Raw genomic sequence first — 16,101 nt, 5'->3', positions numbered from 1 at the left:
CAAAGCCTCGGGCCGTTGGTATGAACATCAGCCCGCCCGGCGCGCGCCGATGGTGCGCATCGCGGTCTGCACCTGGTCGCGCTGCTTCGCGATGACCTCGGCCAGCGCGGCGGCGGAACCCGACTGTGGCACCATGCCCGCCTGGCCAAGCCGCGCGGCGTAGTCGTTGTCGCGCAAGGCGTCGGCCAGGGCCGCGGCAACCTTCTGCCGCGCCGCCTCAGGCATGCCGCGCCAGCCGAACAGCGCCGTGAACGGATCGTAGGCGAGGCCCGGCGCGCCGGCCTCGGCCATGGTCGGCACCTCCGGTAGCGACGGCGAGCGATGCTGCGAGGTGACCGCCAATGCCCGGATCGTCCCCTGGCGGATCGCCGCGAGGGCTGGCGTCAGCGGCAGGATCGCAACCTGGATGCGACCGGCAACCAGGTCGAGCACCGCCTGGGGCGAACCGCGATAGGCGACATAGGCCATGTCCATCCCATGCCGGTGCAGGAACCACCGGAAGGCCAGTTCCATGAAGCCCGGCACCGAATACCAGTTGAGCATCCCCGGCGCCGCCCGCGCCGCGCCGACCAGGGCGGGCATGTCGTGGACCGGGGAGCCGGCGGTCACCGCCAGGCAGAGGAACTCGCTGGCCACGACGCCGAGCGGCACCAGATCCTGCTCGGGGTCATAGGGCAGCCGCCCGTCGAAGGTGTAGGGCACGGTCGAGGCAATGGCGCTCGGCGCCAGCAGCAGCGCCTCGCCCGGGCGCGCGGCCGCATGCGCCTCCCCGGCGATCGCCATGCCGCCGGCGGCGCGATTGTCCACGACGACGGGCTGGCCGAGCCGCGGCGAAAGGCCCTCGGCCAACAGCCGCGCGATCAGGTCGATGCCGGAACCGGCGGCGCCGGCGGCAATCAGGCGGACGGGGCGGTCCGGCCAGGGCGCGCCCTGCGCGGCGGCCCCCCGGGCGCCGAGGATGACGCCGAGGCCGAGGCCGGTGGCGGCGCGGCGGCCAAGGGATCGGTCGGTGATGGGCATGGGGGCGTCTCCTCCGTCCGGGCGCGTCGCGGTGGCCGGCGGCCGGCTCCGGGACGCGCATGGATCTCGTGGGCATCGACCAGCCGGGCCATCAGGGTCAGCAGCGTCTGGGCCTCGGTCTCGGTCAGCGGGGCGAGCAGGCGGCGCGTGACGGCGCGCGACGGCACGGCGAGATCGATGCGCAGCGCGAGGCCCGCCCGGGTGAGCGAGAAGGCATTGGCGCGACGGTCATCGGGGTTCGCGGCGCGGGCAATCAGGCCGCGCGCTTCAAGCGCCGCCAGCGCCTGGCCGGTCGAGGTCGGGTCGATCCCGATCGCCGCCGCCAGCCAGTTGCGGTCCATCCCCGGCGTGTCGTGGATCTGCGAGAGCAGCGCGACATGCCACGGCGCGACGTTCCAGGGTGCAAGGGCCTCGGTCTGGAAGGTGGCGGCGATCTGCCAGAGGCGCCGTGCCAGGTATTGCGGCACGCGCCGGTGGATGGCGGGGACCGGCTGGTTCGGCGGCGGTTCGTTACGGGATGCCATATACGAAGAATACTCTGCAATTTCGACAACACAAGAAGAATTCTCCGCATTTGTCCGCCGACCATCCCCTGCCGCCGCTTCTGCGCTATGACCCCGCCCAGCCATGGACCTGCGCGCCGACATCCACCGCAAAGCCCTCGACCTCGGCTTCGACGCCGTGGGCTTCACCCGCGCCCATCTCGCGCCGGACATCCGCGCCCGCCTGATGCGCTTCCTCGCCGAGGGCCGCCACGGCTCGATGGGCTGGATGGAGGACCGTGCCGAACAGCGCGCGCACCCGCGGGCGCTGTGGCCCGAAGCGGCCTCCGTCGTCGTGCTCGGCCAGAACTACGGCCCCGACACCGACCCGTTGGAGACCCTCGGGCAGCACGACCGCGCGACGGTCAGCGTCTATGCCCGCAACCGCGACTATCATGATGTGGTCAAGAAGCGGCTGAAGGCGCTCGGCCGCTGGATGGCCGAGACCTGGCCGGGCACCGGCATCAAGGTCTTCGTCGATACCGCGCCGGTCGCCGAGAAACCGCTCGCGCAGGCAGCGGGGCTGGGCTGGCAGGGCAAGCACACCAACCTCGTCTCGCGCGGCCTCGGATCGTGGCTGTTCCTCGGCGAGGTGTTCACCACGCTCGACCTCGGCGAAGGCGCGGCCGAACGCGACCATTGCGGGTCCTGCCGCGCCTGCCTCGACGTCTGCCCGACCAACGCCTTCCCCGCGCCCTATGAACTCGATGCACGGCGCTGCATCTCCTACCTCACCATCGAGCATCGCGGGCCGATCGACCTTGAACTGCGACCGCTGATGGGCAACCGCATCTATGGCTGCGACGATTGCCTCGCCGTCTGCCCGTGGAACAAATTCGCCCGCGCCCATGCCGAGCCCGCCTTCGCACCGCGCGCGGAACTGACGGCGCCGCGCCTCGCGGACCTCGCGCGCCTGGACGATGCGGCATTTCGCGTGCTGTTCTCCGGCAGCCCGGTCAAGCGCATCGGCCGCGACCGCTTCATCCGCAACGTGCTGGTCGCCATCGGCAATTCGGCCGATGCTGCGCTGCGACCCGCGGCACAGGCGCTGGCCGAGGATCCCGATCCCACCGTCGCCGAGGCCGCACGCTGGGCCGCGATCCGCCTGGAGACCACCGCATGAGAGACGACGCCGCCCTGGTGCTGTTCAGCGGCGGGCAGGATTCCGCCACCTGCCTCGCCTGGGCGCTGGACCGCTTCGCGCATGTGGAGACGCTCGGCTTCGATTACGGCCAGCGGCATCGCGTGGAACTGGATTGCCGCGCGGGCTTCCGCGCCGCGGTCGCGGGCCTCGACCCCTGCTGGGCCGCACGGCTCGGCCCCGACCATACGTTGCGCCTCGATGCCCTCGGCGAAGTCTCCGACACCGCGCTGACCCGCGATGCCGAGATCCGCATGGGTGCCGACGGCCTACCCAACACCTTCGTGCCAGGCCGCAACCTGGTGTTCCTGACCTTCGCCGCCGCGCTCGCCTATCGTCGCGGCCTCAAGCACATCGTCGGCGGCATGTGCGAGACGGATTATTCCGGCTACCCGGATTGCCGTGACGACACGATCAAGGCGCTGCAGGTCGCGCTGAACCTCGGCATGGAACGCCGCTTCGTGCTGCAGACCCCGCTGATGTGGCTGTCCAAGGGCGACACATGGCGGCTGGCGGAACGGCTCGGCGGGCAAGGCCTGGTGGCGGCGGTGGTCGAGCACACCCATTCCTGCTACCTGGGCGACCGAACCCACCGCCACCCCTGGGGCTTCGGCTGCGGCACCTGCCCGGCCTGCGAATTGCGCGCCAAGGGCTGGCAGGATTTCGTGGCGGAGAGACTATGACCCTGACCCCCCGCGCCGAGGGCGTGCTCGCCCTGATCGGCTTCGGCCTGTGCATCCCCGCGGCCAATTGGCTGATCGGCCATGCCGGGACCTATTGCGCGCCGAACGGTCCCTGCCTGGTGCCGGTGGCTCCCGGGCTGATGGCACCCTCGGGCGTGCTGATGATCGGCCTGGCCCTGGTGCTGCGGGACCTGGTGCAGCGGCGGCTCGGCGTCGGCTTCGCCGCCAGTGCGGTGCTGGCGGGCGCGGCGCTGTCGGCCTTCCTGGCACCGCCCTCGCTGGTGCTGGCCTCGGCGGTGGCCTTCCTGCTCAGCGAATTCGCCGACCTCGCCGTCTATACGCCGCTGCAGAAGCGCGGACTGGTGCTCGCGGTCGCCGCCAGCGGGGTGGTGGGCCTGCTGGTCGATTCCATCGCCTTCCTCTGGCTTGCCTTCGGCAGCCTGGACTTCCTGGCCGGCCAGGTGGTCGGCAAGGCCTGGATGGTGCTGATCGCCCTGCCCTTCGTGCATCTGCTGCGCCGGCGCGACGAGCGGCTCGGCATCCAGCCCGCCTGACGAAAGACCCAGCCATGACCAACCTGCCCATCCCCGACGCCGACGCCGCCACCAAGGCCGAGATCATCGACTGGCTGGAACGCTTCTTCGTCTGCGTGCGCGAGGTGGATTTCAAATCCGCCTACCCCTTCTGGCACGACGACATCGTCATCTTCGGCACCTTCCAGGAACTGGTGCGGTCGCGGCAGGCCTGGACCGACACGCAATGGTCCAACGTCTGGCCGCGCACCAAGGACTTCACGCTGGACGCGGCGAATACCGAGGTGCTGGCCTCGGCCGACGGTTCGATGGCGGTGGCGATCCTGCCCTGGACCAGCACCGGCTGGAACAAGGACGGCACCGAATTCCCCCGCCCCGGCCGCGCGACCATCGTGTTGCAGAAGCAGCCGGATGGGCGGTGGCTGGGCGTGCACAGCCACATGTCGCTCGGGCGCGGGGTGCCGCAGGACAGCCACGGCAACCGGCCGATCAAGGCGCGCTGAACCGGGCGCCGCGGTCGGCCGCAGCGCCTATCGCGGCTCCCAGTACTCGCCCTCGCGTTCGACCGCCCCTTCGGCGCCGAGCTTCAGCAGGTGCGCCAGCAGGCTGCGCGATGCGGCCGGCACCAGGCGGGGGTCGAGTTCCGGCCCGTACACCACAGGCACCAGGTCCTGCGCCGTGGCGCGGCGGGCGGCGCGCAGTGCGGCCTCGACCTTCGCCTCCCGCTCACGCCGATGCGCCGCGAGGGCGGCGACGAAGGGCGCGGGTTCGGGCAGCGGCGGGCCGTGGCCCGGCAGGTAAAGGCGGTCATCGCGCGCCGCGAGCCGGTCGAGCGAGCGCATATAGGCCGCCATGTCGCCATCGGGCGGGCTGACCACGGTGGTGGACCACGACATGACATGGTCGGCGCTGAACAGGATGCCCGTGCCATCCAGCGAGAAGCACAGGTGGTTCGCGCAATGGCCGGGCGTGTGGATCGCGCTCAGGCGCCACCCATCGCCCTCGACCACCGCGCCGTCGGGCAGCAGCACGTCGGGACGGAAGCTGTGGTCGCCGCCCTCCCCGCCCAGATCCGGGGGCGTCATATGGGGGCCGAAGCCGTGGCTCGGCGCGCCCGTCACGCTCTGCAGGGCGGCCACCCCCGGCGAATGGTCCCGATGAGTGTGAGAGACAAGGATGTGGGTGATCCGCTCCCCTTCGGTCGCATGAAGGATGGCGGCGAGATGCGCCGCATCGTCCGGACCAGGGTCGAGCACCGCGACCGACCCGCCTTGGCCGATGATCCATGTATTGGTGCCGCGGAAGGTGAAAGGGCCAGGATTGCCGCACAATACGCGACGCACATCCGGCGCAATCGTCTCCACCCGTCCCGGGAGCAGGGTGTCCTCCTTCAGGAAGGGTATGCTCACTCATTCCTCCGCATCGCCATAAGCTTTAGATTTCGACGCCGAATATACAACCTGGACGTTATTCTTAGTAAAACGCCGGTCATGATAGTCCTTGGTCGTGTATCGGCAAACACAATCGGAAGTGCCGCATCGCAACACGGTGGAATGGGCCGCAGGCAAAGGTTCCGGCTGGCCGTTATCCGGCCTGATGGGTTCGCGTGGGCCCGCGCAATGTCCCTGGCCATCTTGCCCGCGCCCCAAAACGGCAAAGCGCGAGGATCGATCGCGACGGCGTGGAATGCGTTGCTTCTGTCGTCCACGACCTTTGGCCTGATCCTCGCCATCCCATCCGGGATCGGCATGGGCGGGTGCTCTTGATCCCCGCCCTGGCCGTCGCCGTCGCAACCCTCAGGAAGACCGCCGCTGCTTCGACCGCTTGAGTTCGCGGTGCAGGATATACAGCCCCGAGACCACGATCAGCGCCGCGCCGGCGATCGTGCTCAAGGACGGCGCATCGGAGAACACCACCCACCCGATCGCCACCGACCACAGGATCGACGTGTAGGAATACGGCCCAAGTGCCGAGACCTGCGCCGAGGCGTAGGCTTCGGTCAGCAGGATCTGCGCGACGCCGCCGATCAGCCCGATCAGCACCAGCAGCAGTAATTCGGTGAGGCTCGGCGTAGTCCAGAAGAACGGCAGCGCCACCAGGGTGAAGGCCGTCATCAGCACGGATTGCCACAGCACGATCGTCGTCGAGGATTCGGTCGCCGACAGGCTGCGCACCAGCAGCGTGGTGACCGCCGACCACAGCCCCTGCACCACTGCCGCGGCCATGCCGATCTGGGCGATGGTGCTGGGTGCGGCGCCACCCTGGAAGGCACCCTCCCCCAGCGCGATCACCAGGATGCCGACGAAGCCGAGCAGCACCGCCGACCAGCGATGGATGCCGACCTTCTCCCCCAGCACCGGGATCGACAGGATCGTGACGAACAGCGGCGTGGTGTAGGACAGCGAGGTCTGCTCGGCCAACGGCAGCACGGTCAGCGCGAAGAAGGAACAGCCCTGCGCCATGGTGCCGGTGAAGGCGCGCACCACATGGGCATTGAGCCGCTTGGTCCGCAGCATGGACCAGTCATGCCGGCGCGCCGCGATGGCGAACATCACCGGCAGCGCGAAGGCGGACCGGAAGAACATCAGCTCGATGAAATGGATGTGGTCCGACACGCCCTTGATGATCGCCGACATCACGGTGAACAGCGCGGTCGCGGCCAGCATCAGCAGGGCACCGCGCCGGATGTCGTGGCGCAGCGGCATCAGGGGCCGCCGTCACGCCGTTCCGCGGCCCGGCGCACCCTTTCGCGGTGCAGGTTGTACAGCCCGGCGGCAATGACCACGACCGCGCCGGCGATGGTCGTCCAGGCCGGCACCTCGGACCAGATCACGAAGCCCAGGATGCCGCCAAGCAGCAGAGGTGAATATTCATAGGGTGCCAGCGCCGACACCGGCGCCAGGGCGAAGGCCCGCGCGAACAGGATATGCGCGATGGCATTCGCCACCCCGAAGAACAGCAGCGCGACGAACACGCCAACCCCCGGCCACTCGGTCGGCGCCGGGAAGGCCGGCAGCAGCAGCAGTCCCGATGGGATATGCGCGACCATCAGCCAGAACGCGATCGCCGCCGGCCCGTCGGTGGCCGACAGCACCCGCGTCCAGATCCGCGTCACCGCCATCGCGACCACGGCGGCGAGAAGGAAGGGCGTCTCGAACCGCCACAGGTCGCCATTGGGCTGCAGCATGAACAGCACGCCCAGGAAGCCGACCAGCGTCGACGTCCAGCGCCGCCAGCCCACCTTCTCCGCCAGGATCGGGATCGCGAAGATGGTCATCAGCAGCGGCGCGGCTGCGGCGATCGCATAGGAATCGACCAGCGCCATGCCATGCGCCCAGGCCCAGTACCAGGTCGCCGACACCGCGCAGTGCAGCAGCCCGCGCGCGCTCAGCAGACGAATATTGACCGGCCGCAGGCCCCGCCCGCGCACCATGATGTAGACGGCGAGCGCGCCCACCACCCCGCGGGCGATCATCGACACGGCTACCCCAACTTGCGGCAGCGCCCATTTCACCGAGGCATCGGCCCCGGTGATCACCACATAGGCCGCCAGGATCAACAGGATGCCGCGGATCGACTCCGCCCCGGTGGGGACCGTCAGGCCATTGCGGCGCGCAGGTGCTTCATCGTCCATCGCGCCCCGTCCGTTCCTCCCGTGTTCAAAATTGCCGCAGGAACAGGCGATGTCCATCAATCTCGCCAGCCGGCCGGAAATTCCGGAAGGCGTGGGCGAATTGCGGATCGCGCAGGAAGTAGTCCAGCAGGTCGAACCGGGCGCCGCAGGCCGGGATCTTGGCATCGCGCGTGACGATCAGGGCGCGCGGCGGCGCGGCGGCGAAAGCCTCGGCGGTGCGGGCGAAGAAACTGGCCTCGACGAAGCCCATCTCCTCGGGCTCGCGATACGGATCCTCGCCGTCGGGGCAGCGGCGATACGCCGCCTGCAATGGCCAGATGCTCATCGCATGCAGTTGCTGATGCGCCTCGGCATAGGTCAGTGCCGGTTGCAGCGGATAGATGTCGGGGCTCAGCGCCAGCACCTGCGCGCCCGGCGCCTGCTGGTGCAGCCAGGTCGCCAGCCGGTCCGAGGTCTCGCCCCGGAAGGTGGCCTCCCGCCACGGCGCCTCGCCGCCCCGCACGGCATACAGCAGCACTGCGAAGGCAGCGACCGCGGCCATCGCGGGTGCCACCGCCCGGGCGCGGTCGTGCGGCAGCGCGCGGTCGGCCCAGCGCGCGGCCACCACGACGATCGCCCCGCAGGCCAGCATGGTCACCGGCATGACGTGATACGGCCAGCCCTTGTGCTGCATCCAGGCGCTGAGGAAGGCCCCGACCGCCGCCGCCGCCAATGCCTGGGCGAAGGTCCCGGCCTGCGGCCGGCAGGCCAGCGGCACCGCCATGGCCAGCAGCAGCCCCGCCGCGCCCAGCATGTCGGTGACCAGCACCGCCCAGCGCCCGGGCCCATGGATGGCGCCATAGACCTCCCACGCATAGGGAAGAATGACCCGGATGTAGTCCGGAAACCCCACCAGCACGACCAGCAGGTAGGCGCCCCATACGGCGGCCATCAGCCACGGCACCGGGTCGCGCAGCGCCGGCGCCAGGCCGCGCCGCCACAGCACCAGCGCTTCGACCAGCAGCGGCACCACCAGGAAATACGGCTTCAGCGCGAAGCCGAGCGCCGCCACCACCACCACCCCGATTGCCACCGGCCCCGGCGCCGCCGGGCCGTCGATCCGCCGCATCGCCAGCAGGCAATACGGGATCGCTGCCATGCCCATCATCACGTCGCGCTGGCCGAAATCCGACCCCGCGACCACCAGCAGCAGGGGCAGGCAGGCGGCCAGCACGGCGGCTTCCACCGGCCCTTCCGCGCGGCGCACCCGCAGGCTGTCGCACAGCCACCACACCAGCGCGGCGAAGCCGAGCAGGCACATCGCCATCGCCTGGGCCGATGACAGCGGCGTCCAGCGCGCCAGCGCCGCCGGCAGCAGGTTCAGGATGAAGATCAGCGGCGGGTTCACATCCACCAGGTCGACATACAGTCGCGCACCGCCCAGCCAGCGGCGGGAGAAGTCCAGCACCGCCGCGACATCGTGGTTGAGCGGCGGCAGCAGGATGGTCACCAGGAAGAACGCCGCCGGGGCGAAGCCCGCCCAGCGCAGCAGCCGCGCCCGCGGGGCGATGGCGGCGCGCGACGCGGCCGCGCCGATCGCGGCGTAGGGGTCGGCCTGGCCGGACTCGGGATGGCGCGGGGACTGGATCATCGACGCGGCGCATCCTTAGGATCGAAAATCGAGGATGCAACCGGAATACGGCCGCGTCCGGGTTGCCCCTGCCATGTTCCGGCCTTTCTGGGATGCCAGGAACAGGGCGTGGAACCCGCCGAATACGACCTGATGGATGCTGCCGAGGAGCGCATGTGGTGGTACCGCGCCCTGCATGCCCGCGTGATCGACGCGCTGGCCCGCCGGCCGGGCCCGCCGGGGCGGCTGCTCGATGCCGGCTGCGGCACCGGCGGGCTGCTGTCGCGCCTGCGGGGGCTCGGCCGGCCGCTGGCGGGGCTGGACTTCAATCCGGCGGCCGCGGCGCGCGCCGCGGCCAAGTCGGGCGCGCTGACGACGGCGGGCGACGCCAATCGGCTGCCTTTCGCCGATGGCGCGGTCGCCGCGCTCACCTCCTGCGACGTGCTGTGCCATCGGGCGGTCGATCCGGCCGCGGCGCTGGCGGAATTCCATCGCGTGCTTGCCCCGGGCGGGACGCTGGTGCTGAACCTGCCGGCCTACCAATGGCTGCGGTCGGCCCATGATGTCCGCGTGTACAATGACCGCCGCTTCACCGCCCGGCAGGGCCGCGCCCTACTGGAAGCCGCCGGCTTCGCCGCCATCGAGGCACGCTATTGGAACGCCCTGCTACTTCCCCTGATGATCCTGCAGCGCAAGGTGCTGCGTTCGGATGAAGCGGCCAGCAGCGACGTTGCCCCCTTTCCGCCCTGGCTCGATGCGACGCTGCATGCGGCCACCGCATTCGAACGTGGCCTCGCCCGGTTCGGCCTGCGCTATCCTGCCGGCGGATCGATCCTCCTCGTCGCGACGCGACCCTGATGTCGGAGACAGCCTTCATGACCACCCTATCGGCCGGGGCAACACACCCGGTCGGCCTTTCCATCGTCGTGCCGGTCTATCGCGGGGCGGCGACCGTCGGCACGCTGGTCGCCGAACTGTCCAGGCTGCGGCCCGAGGGCGGGCTCGAGATCGTGCTGGTCAATGACGGCAGCCCCGACAATTCCGGCGATGTCTGCCGGGAACTCGCCCGCACCGCGACGGTGCCGCTGACCTTCATCGAGCATGCGCGGAATTTCGGCGAGCACAACGCGGTCATGACCGGCCTGCGCCATGCCCGTGGCGCCTATGTCATCACCATGGATGACGACCTGCAGAACCCGCCGGAAGAAGTGCTGAAGCTGTACGACCACGCCCGGCTCGGCGGCTTCGACGTGGTCTATACCCGCTACGCCGTGAAGGAGCATGAGGGCTGGCGCAACCTCGGCTCCCGCTTCGCCAACTGGGTGGCGGACCAGCTGATGGACAAGCCGGCGGGGCTGTACCTGTCCTCCTTCCGCTGCATGTCGGCGCTCGCGGTGAATGAGGTCATCAAGTATCGCGGCCCCTACCCCTATGTGGACGGGCTGCTGATGCAGGTGACCACGCGGCTCGACAGCATCGAGGTGAAGCACTTCGCCCGCGCCGAGGGGCGGTCCAACTACACGATGCGGCGGCTGGTGCGGCTGTGGCTGAACCTCGCGACGAACTTCTCGGTGCTGCCGCTGCGCATGGCGATCTTCGCGGGCGTGGGTATGGGCATCCTTGGCCTGATCGTCGCCGCCTGGGTCATCATCGAGGCGCTGTTCGGCGAGACGCCCTCCGGCTGGGCGTCGCTGATGACGGTCACGCTGCTGGTCGCGGGGGTGCAGTTCCTCGTGCTCGGCGTGATGGGCGAATATGTCGGGCGCGCCTTCATGTCGGCCAATGGCAAGCCGCAGGGCGTGATCCGGGAAATCATCCCGGCACGGGACGACGCACGATGATGATGATGTACTGGCTGGCGCTGGGGGCGGCGATCAGCACATCGCTGGTCGGGCAGATCCTGCTGAAATACGGCGCGTCCCATTCGGTCGAGGCCGAAGGCAGCTTCATCGACCAGCTGTTCCGCATCCCGACCATGGTCGGGCTGGTGTTCTATGGTGGCGCGGCGCTGCTCTACATCGTCGCGCTGCGGAAAATCCCGATGAGCGTGGCGCTGCCCTGCACCGCGGCATCCTATGTGGTGATCGCGATCATCGGCTTCGCGCTGTTCGGCGAAGCCCTGGGCACCGCCAAGATCGGTGCCATCGCGCTGATCTCGGCCGGCGTCGTCCTGCTGGCGACCACCGCGTGAACCGTCGCGCCGCGCTGCCGGTGCTGTTGGCCCTGGCCGGCGCGGCACCGCCGGCCAGCGCGCTCACCCCCTGCCGGCCGGGTACGCGCGGCGCCACGCTCGCGGTGCTGCGCTTCGGCCTGCTGCTGCCCAATGGCGATGACGTGACCGACGCGCAGTGGCGCACCTTCCGCAGCGACATCCTCGACCCCGTGCTGCGCGCCGCCATCGCCCAGGAGGATGAGGCGCCGATCACCCAGCCGCAGCCGCAGCGCTTCCGAAGGGTCTCGGTCGAGGTCCGCGTCGATTGGATCCCCGCGGCGCCACCCGAATTGCCGCCGCGCTTCCTCGCCGTCACCCGCGCCTGGCAGGCCCGTTTCCCCGGCGCGCCGGTGGAGGCGATGATGCTCCCCGCCTGCCTGTGATCGCCCATCGCGCCCGCATGGCAGTGCTGGCGCTGCCGGTGCTGGTCCCGGCCTGCGCGGCCCCGTCCCCTCCCGCCTGCCCGCCCGGCACCCAGGCCGCCACCGTCGCCGAGGTCTATTTCGGCCGCAACGTCCGGGACCGCGCCGAGGTGAGCGAGGCCGAATGGCGCGGCTTCCTCGCCGACACCGTCACCCCCGCCTTCCCCGACGGGCTGACCGCGCATGACGGGTCCGGCCAATGGCGCGGCGCCGAGGGCCGCATCATCCAGGAGAACAGCAAGCTGCTGGTGGTGGTGCTGCCCGGCGCCGATGCCGCCGCCGCGCGCGCGCGCCTGCGCCCGGTCGAGGATGCCTGGAAGGCCCGCTTCCGCCAGGAATCGGTGCTGACGATCTACCGCAGCGCCTGCGTCGGATTCTGACCGCCCGGCACCGGGGGACGCACGTCACCCGAAGGCGCCGACCTCATGGCTGATCACCGCCGAACATTCCCGCACCAGCGCGAAGATCGCCCCCATCGGGCCGAAGATCGCCGCGTGCTCGGCGGCATAGGACGCGCCCTCGCGCGGTCCGGTCGGTTCGCCGAAATCCAGCCCGCTCGACGGGTCGGGCGCGGCGGGGAAGATCTCGCCGAGCAGGTCGAGCACCGGCGGCACGTCCAGTTGCAGCAGCCGCGCCACCAGCGCATCGCGCGTCGCGCCATGCCGAGGGCTGAATTCCGGCAGCGAGACCGCCAGCAGCCATAGCCGCTGTGCCAGGCACAGCCGCAACGCATGGGCCAGCACCAGCCGGTCCTGCATCACGGGCAAATCGGGCCAGGCCGCGCGCAGCGCCTGGTGATCGGCCTGCAGCCGGCGGAACATCCGCCGCGTCGCCGCCGACAACCCCAGCCGCTCCAGCGCATTCGCCACCGACGTCAGCGCCTCCCGCCGACCGGGCCGCTTGGTGAACCCCGCCCGGTCCAGCCAGGGTGACGGGTCCAGCATGTCCACCGCCGCCCGCAGCACGCCGAGATCCGAACACGCTGCCGCGCGCTTCGCCATGGCCAGCGCGCGGGCGAAGCGCGGCGATCGCGCGGCGAGGTCGGCGAAGGCTTCCGGATGCGCCGCCGCCGCCGCGCCGAGGCCGTGCAGCGTATTCGCCAGGAAGCCCATCTGGTGCAGGATCGCGTTGTTCGGGATGGCACGAAGCTGCGACGGGTGGGTGATGCGCGCCGGCCCGCCGGTATCGGATTGCCGCGCCGCCGGGCGCGATCCGGTCTTGTCGAGCAGGCCGGGGCCGAAGGCGCCGAGAAGCGCAGCATAGCCCGGGTCCTCCACCAACGTCGCCATCTCGCGCCGGATTGTGGCGAAGAAATCGGTGCCCCAATCGGCCTCGGCATAGATCGGGTCGGCCGCCTCGGCAGGCGGGGCGAAGGCGTGCTCGGCGATGCGCGCGACGGTCGCCAGCGCCAGCCGCTCCGTGCCGAACAGCAGGTAGCCATCGCCACCCTGGAAGGCCGTCTCCTCGCGCAGCGGCAGGTTCGCCGCGGCCAGCGCGGCACGCGCCGCCGGCGGGGAGAGATAGGCGAAGCGGTCCGCCAGGCTGTCCGGATGCCCGCCGCGGCCGATGCTCTCGCCATGGGTGTCGAACAGCACGAGCTCGATGCCTTCCAGCCCATGGCGGCGCATCTGCTCGGCGAGGCGGATCTTCAGCCGTTCCGCGAGATACGACGCCGCCAATTGCCCGACATAACGCCCGGAATCCGAATAGCCGAATTGCAGGCACAGCCGCCCGTGCTGGCGCAGATAGTCGCGGAAATGCGGGCTGCGCAGCGCCTCCTCCAGCACCCGCTCGCCGCGTTCCAGCGCGTCCGCCGTCTCGAACAGCGGGGAGATCTCCACGCGGTCGGCGATACCGAAGCGCTTCGCCAACCACAGGGCGGCGAGCAGCGTGTAGCCCGTCTCCGTCTCGGCGATCAGGAAGCGGATCGGCTGGCTGCCATCGACATGCTTGATCACCTGTGCGCAAGTCATCACCAGTCGCACGGCGGAAGCCTGTTCGCCCAACAGCGCACCGAAATCGAAGGGCACCGCTTCAACTTCCGCCAGCGCGGCGTTGATCTGGGTGAGCAACCCGCGCCGCGCCGCGCGATCCTCCGGGGAGGCGGCGATGCCCAGCCGCTGGCGCAGCGCATTGTGCACCTGGGCCGCGTTCAGCCGGACATGGGTATGCGCGAGCGCCAGCCCATGCGCCGCCAACCCCGCGCGCTGCACCGCCAGGGCCATCCGCGTCGCTGCATCGGGCGCGGCCTCGATCGCCGCGGGGAACAGCGCGAGCAGCGGATCGGGCGTCGTCATAGCCGCCTCCCGCCGTCCGATCATCGCCAGCGCGAAGGCGCGCGTGGTCTGCGCATCGGGCTTCACGGGTGCGGCGGCTTCCTGCGCGGCGACGGCTTCCTCCGCCTCCCGCGCCCGGGCGACCAGCGGCGCGGCGCAGGCACCCAGCGGTTCCAGCCGATCCGCCAGCCGGGCGAGTTGCAGCCGCTTCATGCGCAGCCGCAACCGCAGCGTGTCGTTCCAGCCGATATCGGTGCGCCCATCGGTGTCGTAGCCGACCCAAGTGGTCAGGATCACCGGGCGCGGACGCAGTTGCAGGGCGCGTTCGCCCCACACCACGCGGGCAGCCTCGAACAAGGCGGCGGACAGCGCATCGAGCGCGTCGCGGCCCCGCGCGATCGCCGCGCCGGCCTGGGCGAATTCCTCCTCCAGCGTCACTGGTGCGGGGCGGTGAGACAGGCCTTCGGGCAGCGCGGCGCCACAGGCGGCCTCGGCCAGCGCGGTGCCGGTGGCGAGCGGCATGGAGAAGGTGGGATGCGCGGTGAAGACGGCGGCGAAGCGCGTACGTTCCACCGCCTCGCGGAAGGCGGCGTAGGGGACTGGGCTATCCTCGGGATCGGGGCGCACCAGCCGCGCGGCGACGGCCGCGAGCGCCGCAGCATCATCCCCCATGCCGAGATAGGTCGCGAGGCGCCCCGCGCGATCCTGCGCGGCCTCCCGCGCCATGCGCGCGATCAGCCCGGCCAAGGCGCCGATGGTGACGCGCCCTTCATCCAGCGCGCGGCTGAGATCAAGCGCGACCAGCAGCACCGGATCGCCGAAAGGATCGGCCGCCGCGGCCTCCCGCGCCGCGCGCAGGCGGGCCAGCAGGTCGGCGAGCAGGTCGGTCGGCGTGGCGTCATCCATGCAGCCATGCTGCACCCGCGAAGTTGCCCCTGGCGAGTCCGAAACACGCGCCCTGGAATTGTCGGCGTGACATCCGCATGCCAGCCTTCGGCAAGGCCGCGCATCGCGACGGTCGGGGGAACGGTCATGGTTTGCGCATCGCATCGCGCCTTGTCGCGTCGCGCCGTCCTGGCGGCGGGGGTGGCCTCCCTGGCCGCGCCGCCGCTGGTATCCGCGCAGGGCACCTGGCCGAACAAGCCGGTGCGGATGGTGGTGCCCTATGGCGCCGGCAACCTCGCCGACCATGTCGCCCGCGTGCTGGCGGAGGACCTCCAGCAGCGCTGGGGCCAGCGCGTCGTCGCCGACAACCAGGCCGGCGCGGGCGGGGCGATCGGCGTCGCGCAGATCGCCCGCGCCGCACCCGATGGCTATACGATCGGGCTGGTGGCGATGGCCGCGCTGGTCATCACGCCGCATATGACGCGTGCGCCCTATGACCCGCTGCGCGACCTGACGCCGGTGGCCGGCGTGACCGTTTCCTCCGGCGCGCTGACGCTGCGCAGCGAACTCGGCATCACGACGCTGCCGGATTTCGTCACCGCGGCGCGGGCACGGCCGGCGGGCGATCCGTTCTTCTACTACTCCGCCGGCAACGGCACGGTGCCGCATCTGAACTTCGAGATCCTGCGCCGCACTCTCGACTTCCCCGTCCAGCATGTGCCCTACCGCACCAGCCCGGCGGGCCTCGCCGACCTGCTCGCGGGCCGCGTGCAGGCGACGCTCGACAGTTTCTCGGTGGTGCTGCCGGCGATCCAGGCCGGCACGCTGCGCGCCGTGGTCGCCACGCCGCGCAGCCGCATGCCGGAACTGCCGGAGGTGCCCTCCATCGCCGAGGTCGCACCGCAGGTCGAATTCGCCCATGCCTGGCAGGCGGTGATGGCGCCCGCCGGCCTGCCGCCCGAGATCACCGCGCGCATCGCCGCCGACACCAAGGCCGCGCTGGCCCTGCCCGGCTTCGCCGCGCGCATGCCCGCCGGGGCGGGATTGTTCGACCTGGGGCCGGATGCGCTGGCCGACCAGATGCGCCGCGACCATGCGCGCTTCGGCACGCTGGTCGCCGAACTCGGCCTGCGATCGGAGTGAT

General features: G+C 70.8%; 17 protein-coding genes. 10 read left to right on the top strand and 7 right to left on the bottom strand.

What is annotated here, in order from left to right; genetic code table 11:
* Nucleotides 1-27: 27 nt before the first annotated feature.
* Both AAFN86_RS01650 and AAFN86_RS01645 read right to left on the bottom strand, forming a co-directional pair.
* Nucleotides 28-1,014, bottom strand: coding sequence for a tripartite tricarboxylate transporter substrate binding protein (locus tag AAFN86_RS01650; RefSeq protein WP_347541854.1), 987 nt, complete (start codon nt 1,012-1,014; stop codon nt 28-30).
* The gene (locus AAFN86_RS01645; RefSeq protein ID WP_347541461.1) at nt 897-1,544 is read right to left on the bottom strand and encodes a MarR family winged helix-turn-helix transcriptional regulator; all 648 of its coding nucleotides are present in this window, start codon (nt 1,542-1,544) and stop codon (nt 897-899) included. The genes AAFN86_RS01650 and AAFN86_RS01645 overlap by 118 nt, the downstream gene beginning before the upstream one ends.
* A 103-nt stretch (nt 1,545-1,647) precedes the next feature.
* Between AAFN86_RS01645 and queG the strand changes: the two genes are divergently transcribed.
* From queG to AAFN86_RS01625, 4 genes are read left to right on the top strand one after another with little or no spacing between them, the layout of a single operon-like run.
* Nucleotides 1,648-2,685, top strand: coding sequence for a tRNA epoxyqueuosine(34) reductase QueG (queG, locus tag AAFN86_RS01640; protein ID WP_347541460.1), 1,038 nt, complete (start codon nt 1,648-1,650; stop codon nt 2,683-2,685).
* Nucleotides 2,682-3,386 carry a 7-cyano-7-deazaguanine synthase QueC gene (queC, locus tag AAFN86_RS01635; protein ID WP_347541459.1) on the top strand — a complete coding sequence of 235 codons (705 nt, stop codon included), beginning with the start codon at nt 2,682-2,684 and terminating at the stop codon, nt 3,384-3,386. The genes queG and queC overlap by 4 nt, the downstream gene beginning before the upstream one ends.
* The gene (locus AAFN86_RS01630) at nt 3,383-3,940 is read left to right on the top strand and encodes a VUT family protein (protein ID WP_347541458.1); all 558 of its coding nucleotides are present in this window, start codon (nt 3,383-3,385) and stop codon (nt 3,938-3,940) included. The genes queC and AAFN86_RS01630 overlap by 4 nt, the downstream gene beginning before the upstream one ends.
* A 14-nt stretch (nt 3,941-3,954) precedes the next feature.
* Entirely contained in the window at nt 3,955-4,422 is a 468-nt protein-coding gene (locus tag AAFN86_RS01625; protein ID WP_347541457.1) for a nuclear transport factor 2 family protein, read from the top strand.
* A 27-nt stretch (nt 4,423-4,449) separates the two neighbouring features.
* On the opposite strand, the gene AAFN86_RS01620 is transcribed toward AAFN86_RS01625, so the two are convergent.
* From AAFN86_RS01620 to AAFN86_RS01605, 4 genes are all read right to left on the bottom strand, one after another.
* Entirely contained in the window at nt 4,450-5,328 is an 879-nt protein-coding gene (locus AAFN86_RS01620; RefSeq protein WP_347541456.1) for an MBL fold metallo-hydrolase, read from the bottom strand.
* 387 nt (nt 5,329-5,715) lie between these two features.
* On the bottom strand, nt 5,716-6,624 hold the full coding sequence (locus tag AAFN86_RS01615) for a DMT family transporter (RefSeq protein ID WP_347541455.1): 909 nt from the start codon (nt 6,622-6,624) through the stop codon (nt 5,716-5,718).
* A complete protein-coding gene (locus tag AAFN86_RS01610; protein WP_347541454.1) occupies nt 6,624-7,553 on the bottom strand; it encodes a DMT family transporter in 930 nt (309 codons plus the stop codon). The genes AAFN86_RS01615 and AAFN86_RS01610 overlap by 1 nt, the downstream gene beginning before the upstream one ends.
* Nucleotides 7,554-7,578: 25 nt before the next feature.
* The gene (locus AAFN86_RS01605; protein WP_347541453.1) at nt 7,579-9,183 is read right to left on the bottom strand and encodes a hypothetical protein; all 1,605 of its coding nucleotides are present in this window, start codon (nt 9,181-9,183) and stop codon (nt 7,579-7,581) included.
* 108 nt (nt 9,184-9,291) lie between these two features.
* On the opposite strand from AAFN86_RS01605, the gene AAFN86_RS01600 reads away from it, so the two are divergent.
* From AAFN86_RS01600 to AAFN86_RS01580, 5 genes are read left to right on the top strand one after another with little or no spacing between them, the layout of a single operon-like run.
* Nucleotides 9,292-10,020 carry a class I SAM-dependent methyltransferase gene (locus AAFN86_RS01600; protein ID WP_347541452.1) on the top strand — a complete coding sequence of 243 codons (729 nt, stop codon included), beginning with the start codon at nt 9,292-9,294 and terminating at the stop codon, nt 10,018-10,020.
* 17 nt (nt 10,021-10,037) lie between these two features.
* Nucleotides 10,038-11,003, top strand: coding sequence for a glycosyltransferase family 2 protein (locus tag AAFN86_RS01595; protein WP_347541451.1), 966 nt, complete (start codon nt 10,038-10,040; stop codon nt 11,001-11,003).
* Nucleotides 11,000-11,353 (top strand): multidrug transporter, encoded by a 354-nt coding sequence (locus tag AAFN86_RS01590; protein WP_347541450.1) that lies wholly within the window; start codon nt 11,000-11,002, stop codon nt 11,351-11,353. Before AAFN86_RS01595 ends, AAFN86_RS01590 begins: the two co-directional genes overlap by 4 nt.
* Nucleotides 11,350-11,757, top strand: coding sequence for a hypothetical protein (locus AAFN86_RS01585; RefSeq protein WP_347541449.1), 408 nt, complete (start codon nt 11,350-11,352; stop codon nt 11,755-11,757). Before AAFN86_RS01590 ends, AAFN86_RS01585 begins: the two co-directional genes overlap by 4 nt.
* On the top strand, nt 11,754-12,176 hold the full coding sequence (locus AAFN86_RS01580; protein ID WP_347541448.1) for a DUF3574 domain-containing protein: 423 nt from the start codon (nt 11,754-11,756) through the stop codon (nt 12,174-12,176). The genes AAFN86_RS01585 and AAFN86_RS01580 overlap by 4 nt, the downstream gene beginning before the upstream one ends.
* A 24-nt stretch (nt 12,177-12,200) precedes the next feature.
* Here AAFN86_RS01580 and AAFN86_RS01575 read toward each other — a convergent pair whose 3' ends face one another.
* Nucleotides 12,201-14,978: a phosphoenolpyruvate carboxylase gene (locus AAFN86_RS01575; protein WP_347541447.1), complete on the bottom strand. Its 2,778-nt coding sequence runs from the start codon at nt 14,976-14,978 to the stop codon at nt 12,201-12,203.
* A 150-nt stretch (nt 14,979-15,128) separates the two neighbouring features.
* Here AAFN86_RS01575 and AAFN86_RS01570 point away from each other — a divergent pair, with 150 nt between their 5' ends.
* Nucleotides 15,129-16,100, top strand: coding sequence for a tripartite tricarboxylate transporter substrate binding protein (locus AAFN86_RS01570; protein WP_347541446.1), 972 nt, complete (start codon nt 15,129-15,131; stop codon nt 16,098-16,100).
* Nucleotide 16,101: the final 1 nt, after the last annotated feature.

Origin of the sequence: Roseomonas sp. CAU 1739 (genome assembly GCF_039839775.1) — a bacterium.
Lineage (GTDB): Bacteria > Pseudomonadota > Alphaproteobacteria > Acetobacterales > Acetobacteraceae > Neoroseomonas.
This window is presented reverse-complemented; position numbering and strand designations above follow the sequence as displayed.

Excerpts from the sequence above, each read along its gene's own strand:
- AAFN86_RS01645 (WP_347541461.1), bottom strand. The coding sequence starts at position 1,544 with ATGGCATCCCGTAACGAACCGCCGCCGAACCAGCCGGTCCCCGCCATC.
- queG (WP_347541460.1), top strand. The coding sequence starts at position 1,648 with ATGGACCTGCGCGCCGACATCCACCGCAAAGCCCTCGACCTCGGCTTC.
- queC (WP_347541459.1), top strand. The coding sequence starts at position 2,682 with ATGAGAGACGACGCCGCCCTGGTGCTGTTCAGCGGCGGGCAGGATTCC.
- AAFN86_RS01630 (WP_347541458.1), top strand. The coding sequence starts at position 3,383 with ATGACCCTGACCCCCCGCGCCGAGGGCGTGCTCGCCCTGATCGGCTTC.
- AAFN86_RS01625 (WP_347541457.1), top strand. The coding sequence starts at position 3,955 with ATGACCAACCTGCCCATCCCCGACGCCGACGCCGCCACCAAGGCCGAG.
- AAFN86_RS01615 (WP_347541455.1), bottom strand. The coding sequence starts at position 6,624 with ATGCCGCTGCGCCACGACATCCGGCGCGGTGCCCTGCTGATGCTGGCC.
- AAFN86_RS01610 (WP_347541454.1), bottom strand. The coding sequence starts at position 7,553 with ATGGACGATGAAGCACCTGCGCGCCGCAATGGCCTGACGGTCCCCACC.
- AAFN86_RS01605 (WP_347541453.1), bottom strand. The coding sequence starts at position 9,183 with ATGATCCAGTCCCCGCGCCATCCCGAGTCCGGCCAGGCCGACCCCTAC.
- AAFN86_RS01595 (WP_347541451.1), top strand. The coding sequence starts at position 10,038 with ATGACCACCCTATCGGCCGGGGCAACACACCCGGTCGGCCTTTCCATC.
- AAFN86_RS01590 (WP_347541450.1), top strand. The coding sequence starts at position 11,000 with ATGATGATGATGTACTGGCTGGCGCTGGGGGCGGCGATCAGCACATCG.
- AAFN86_RS01575 (WP_347541447.1), bottom strand. The coding sequence starts at position 14,978 with ATGGATGACGCCACGCCGACCGACCTGCTCGCCGACCTGCTGGCCCGC.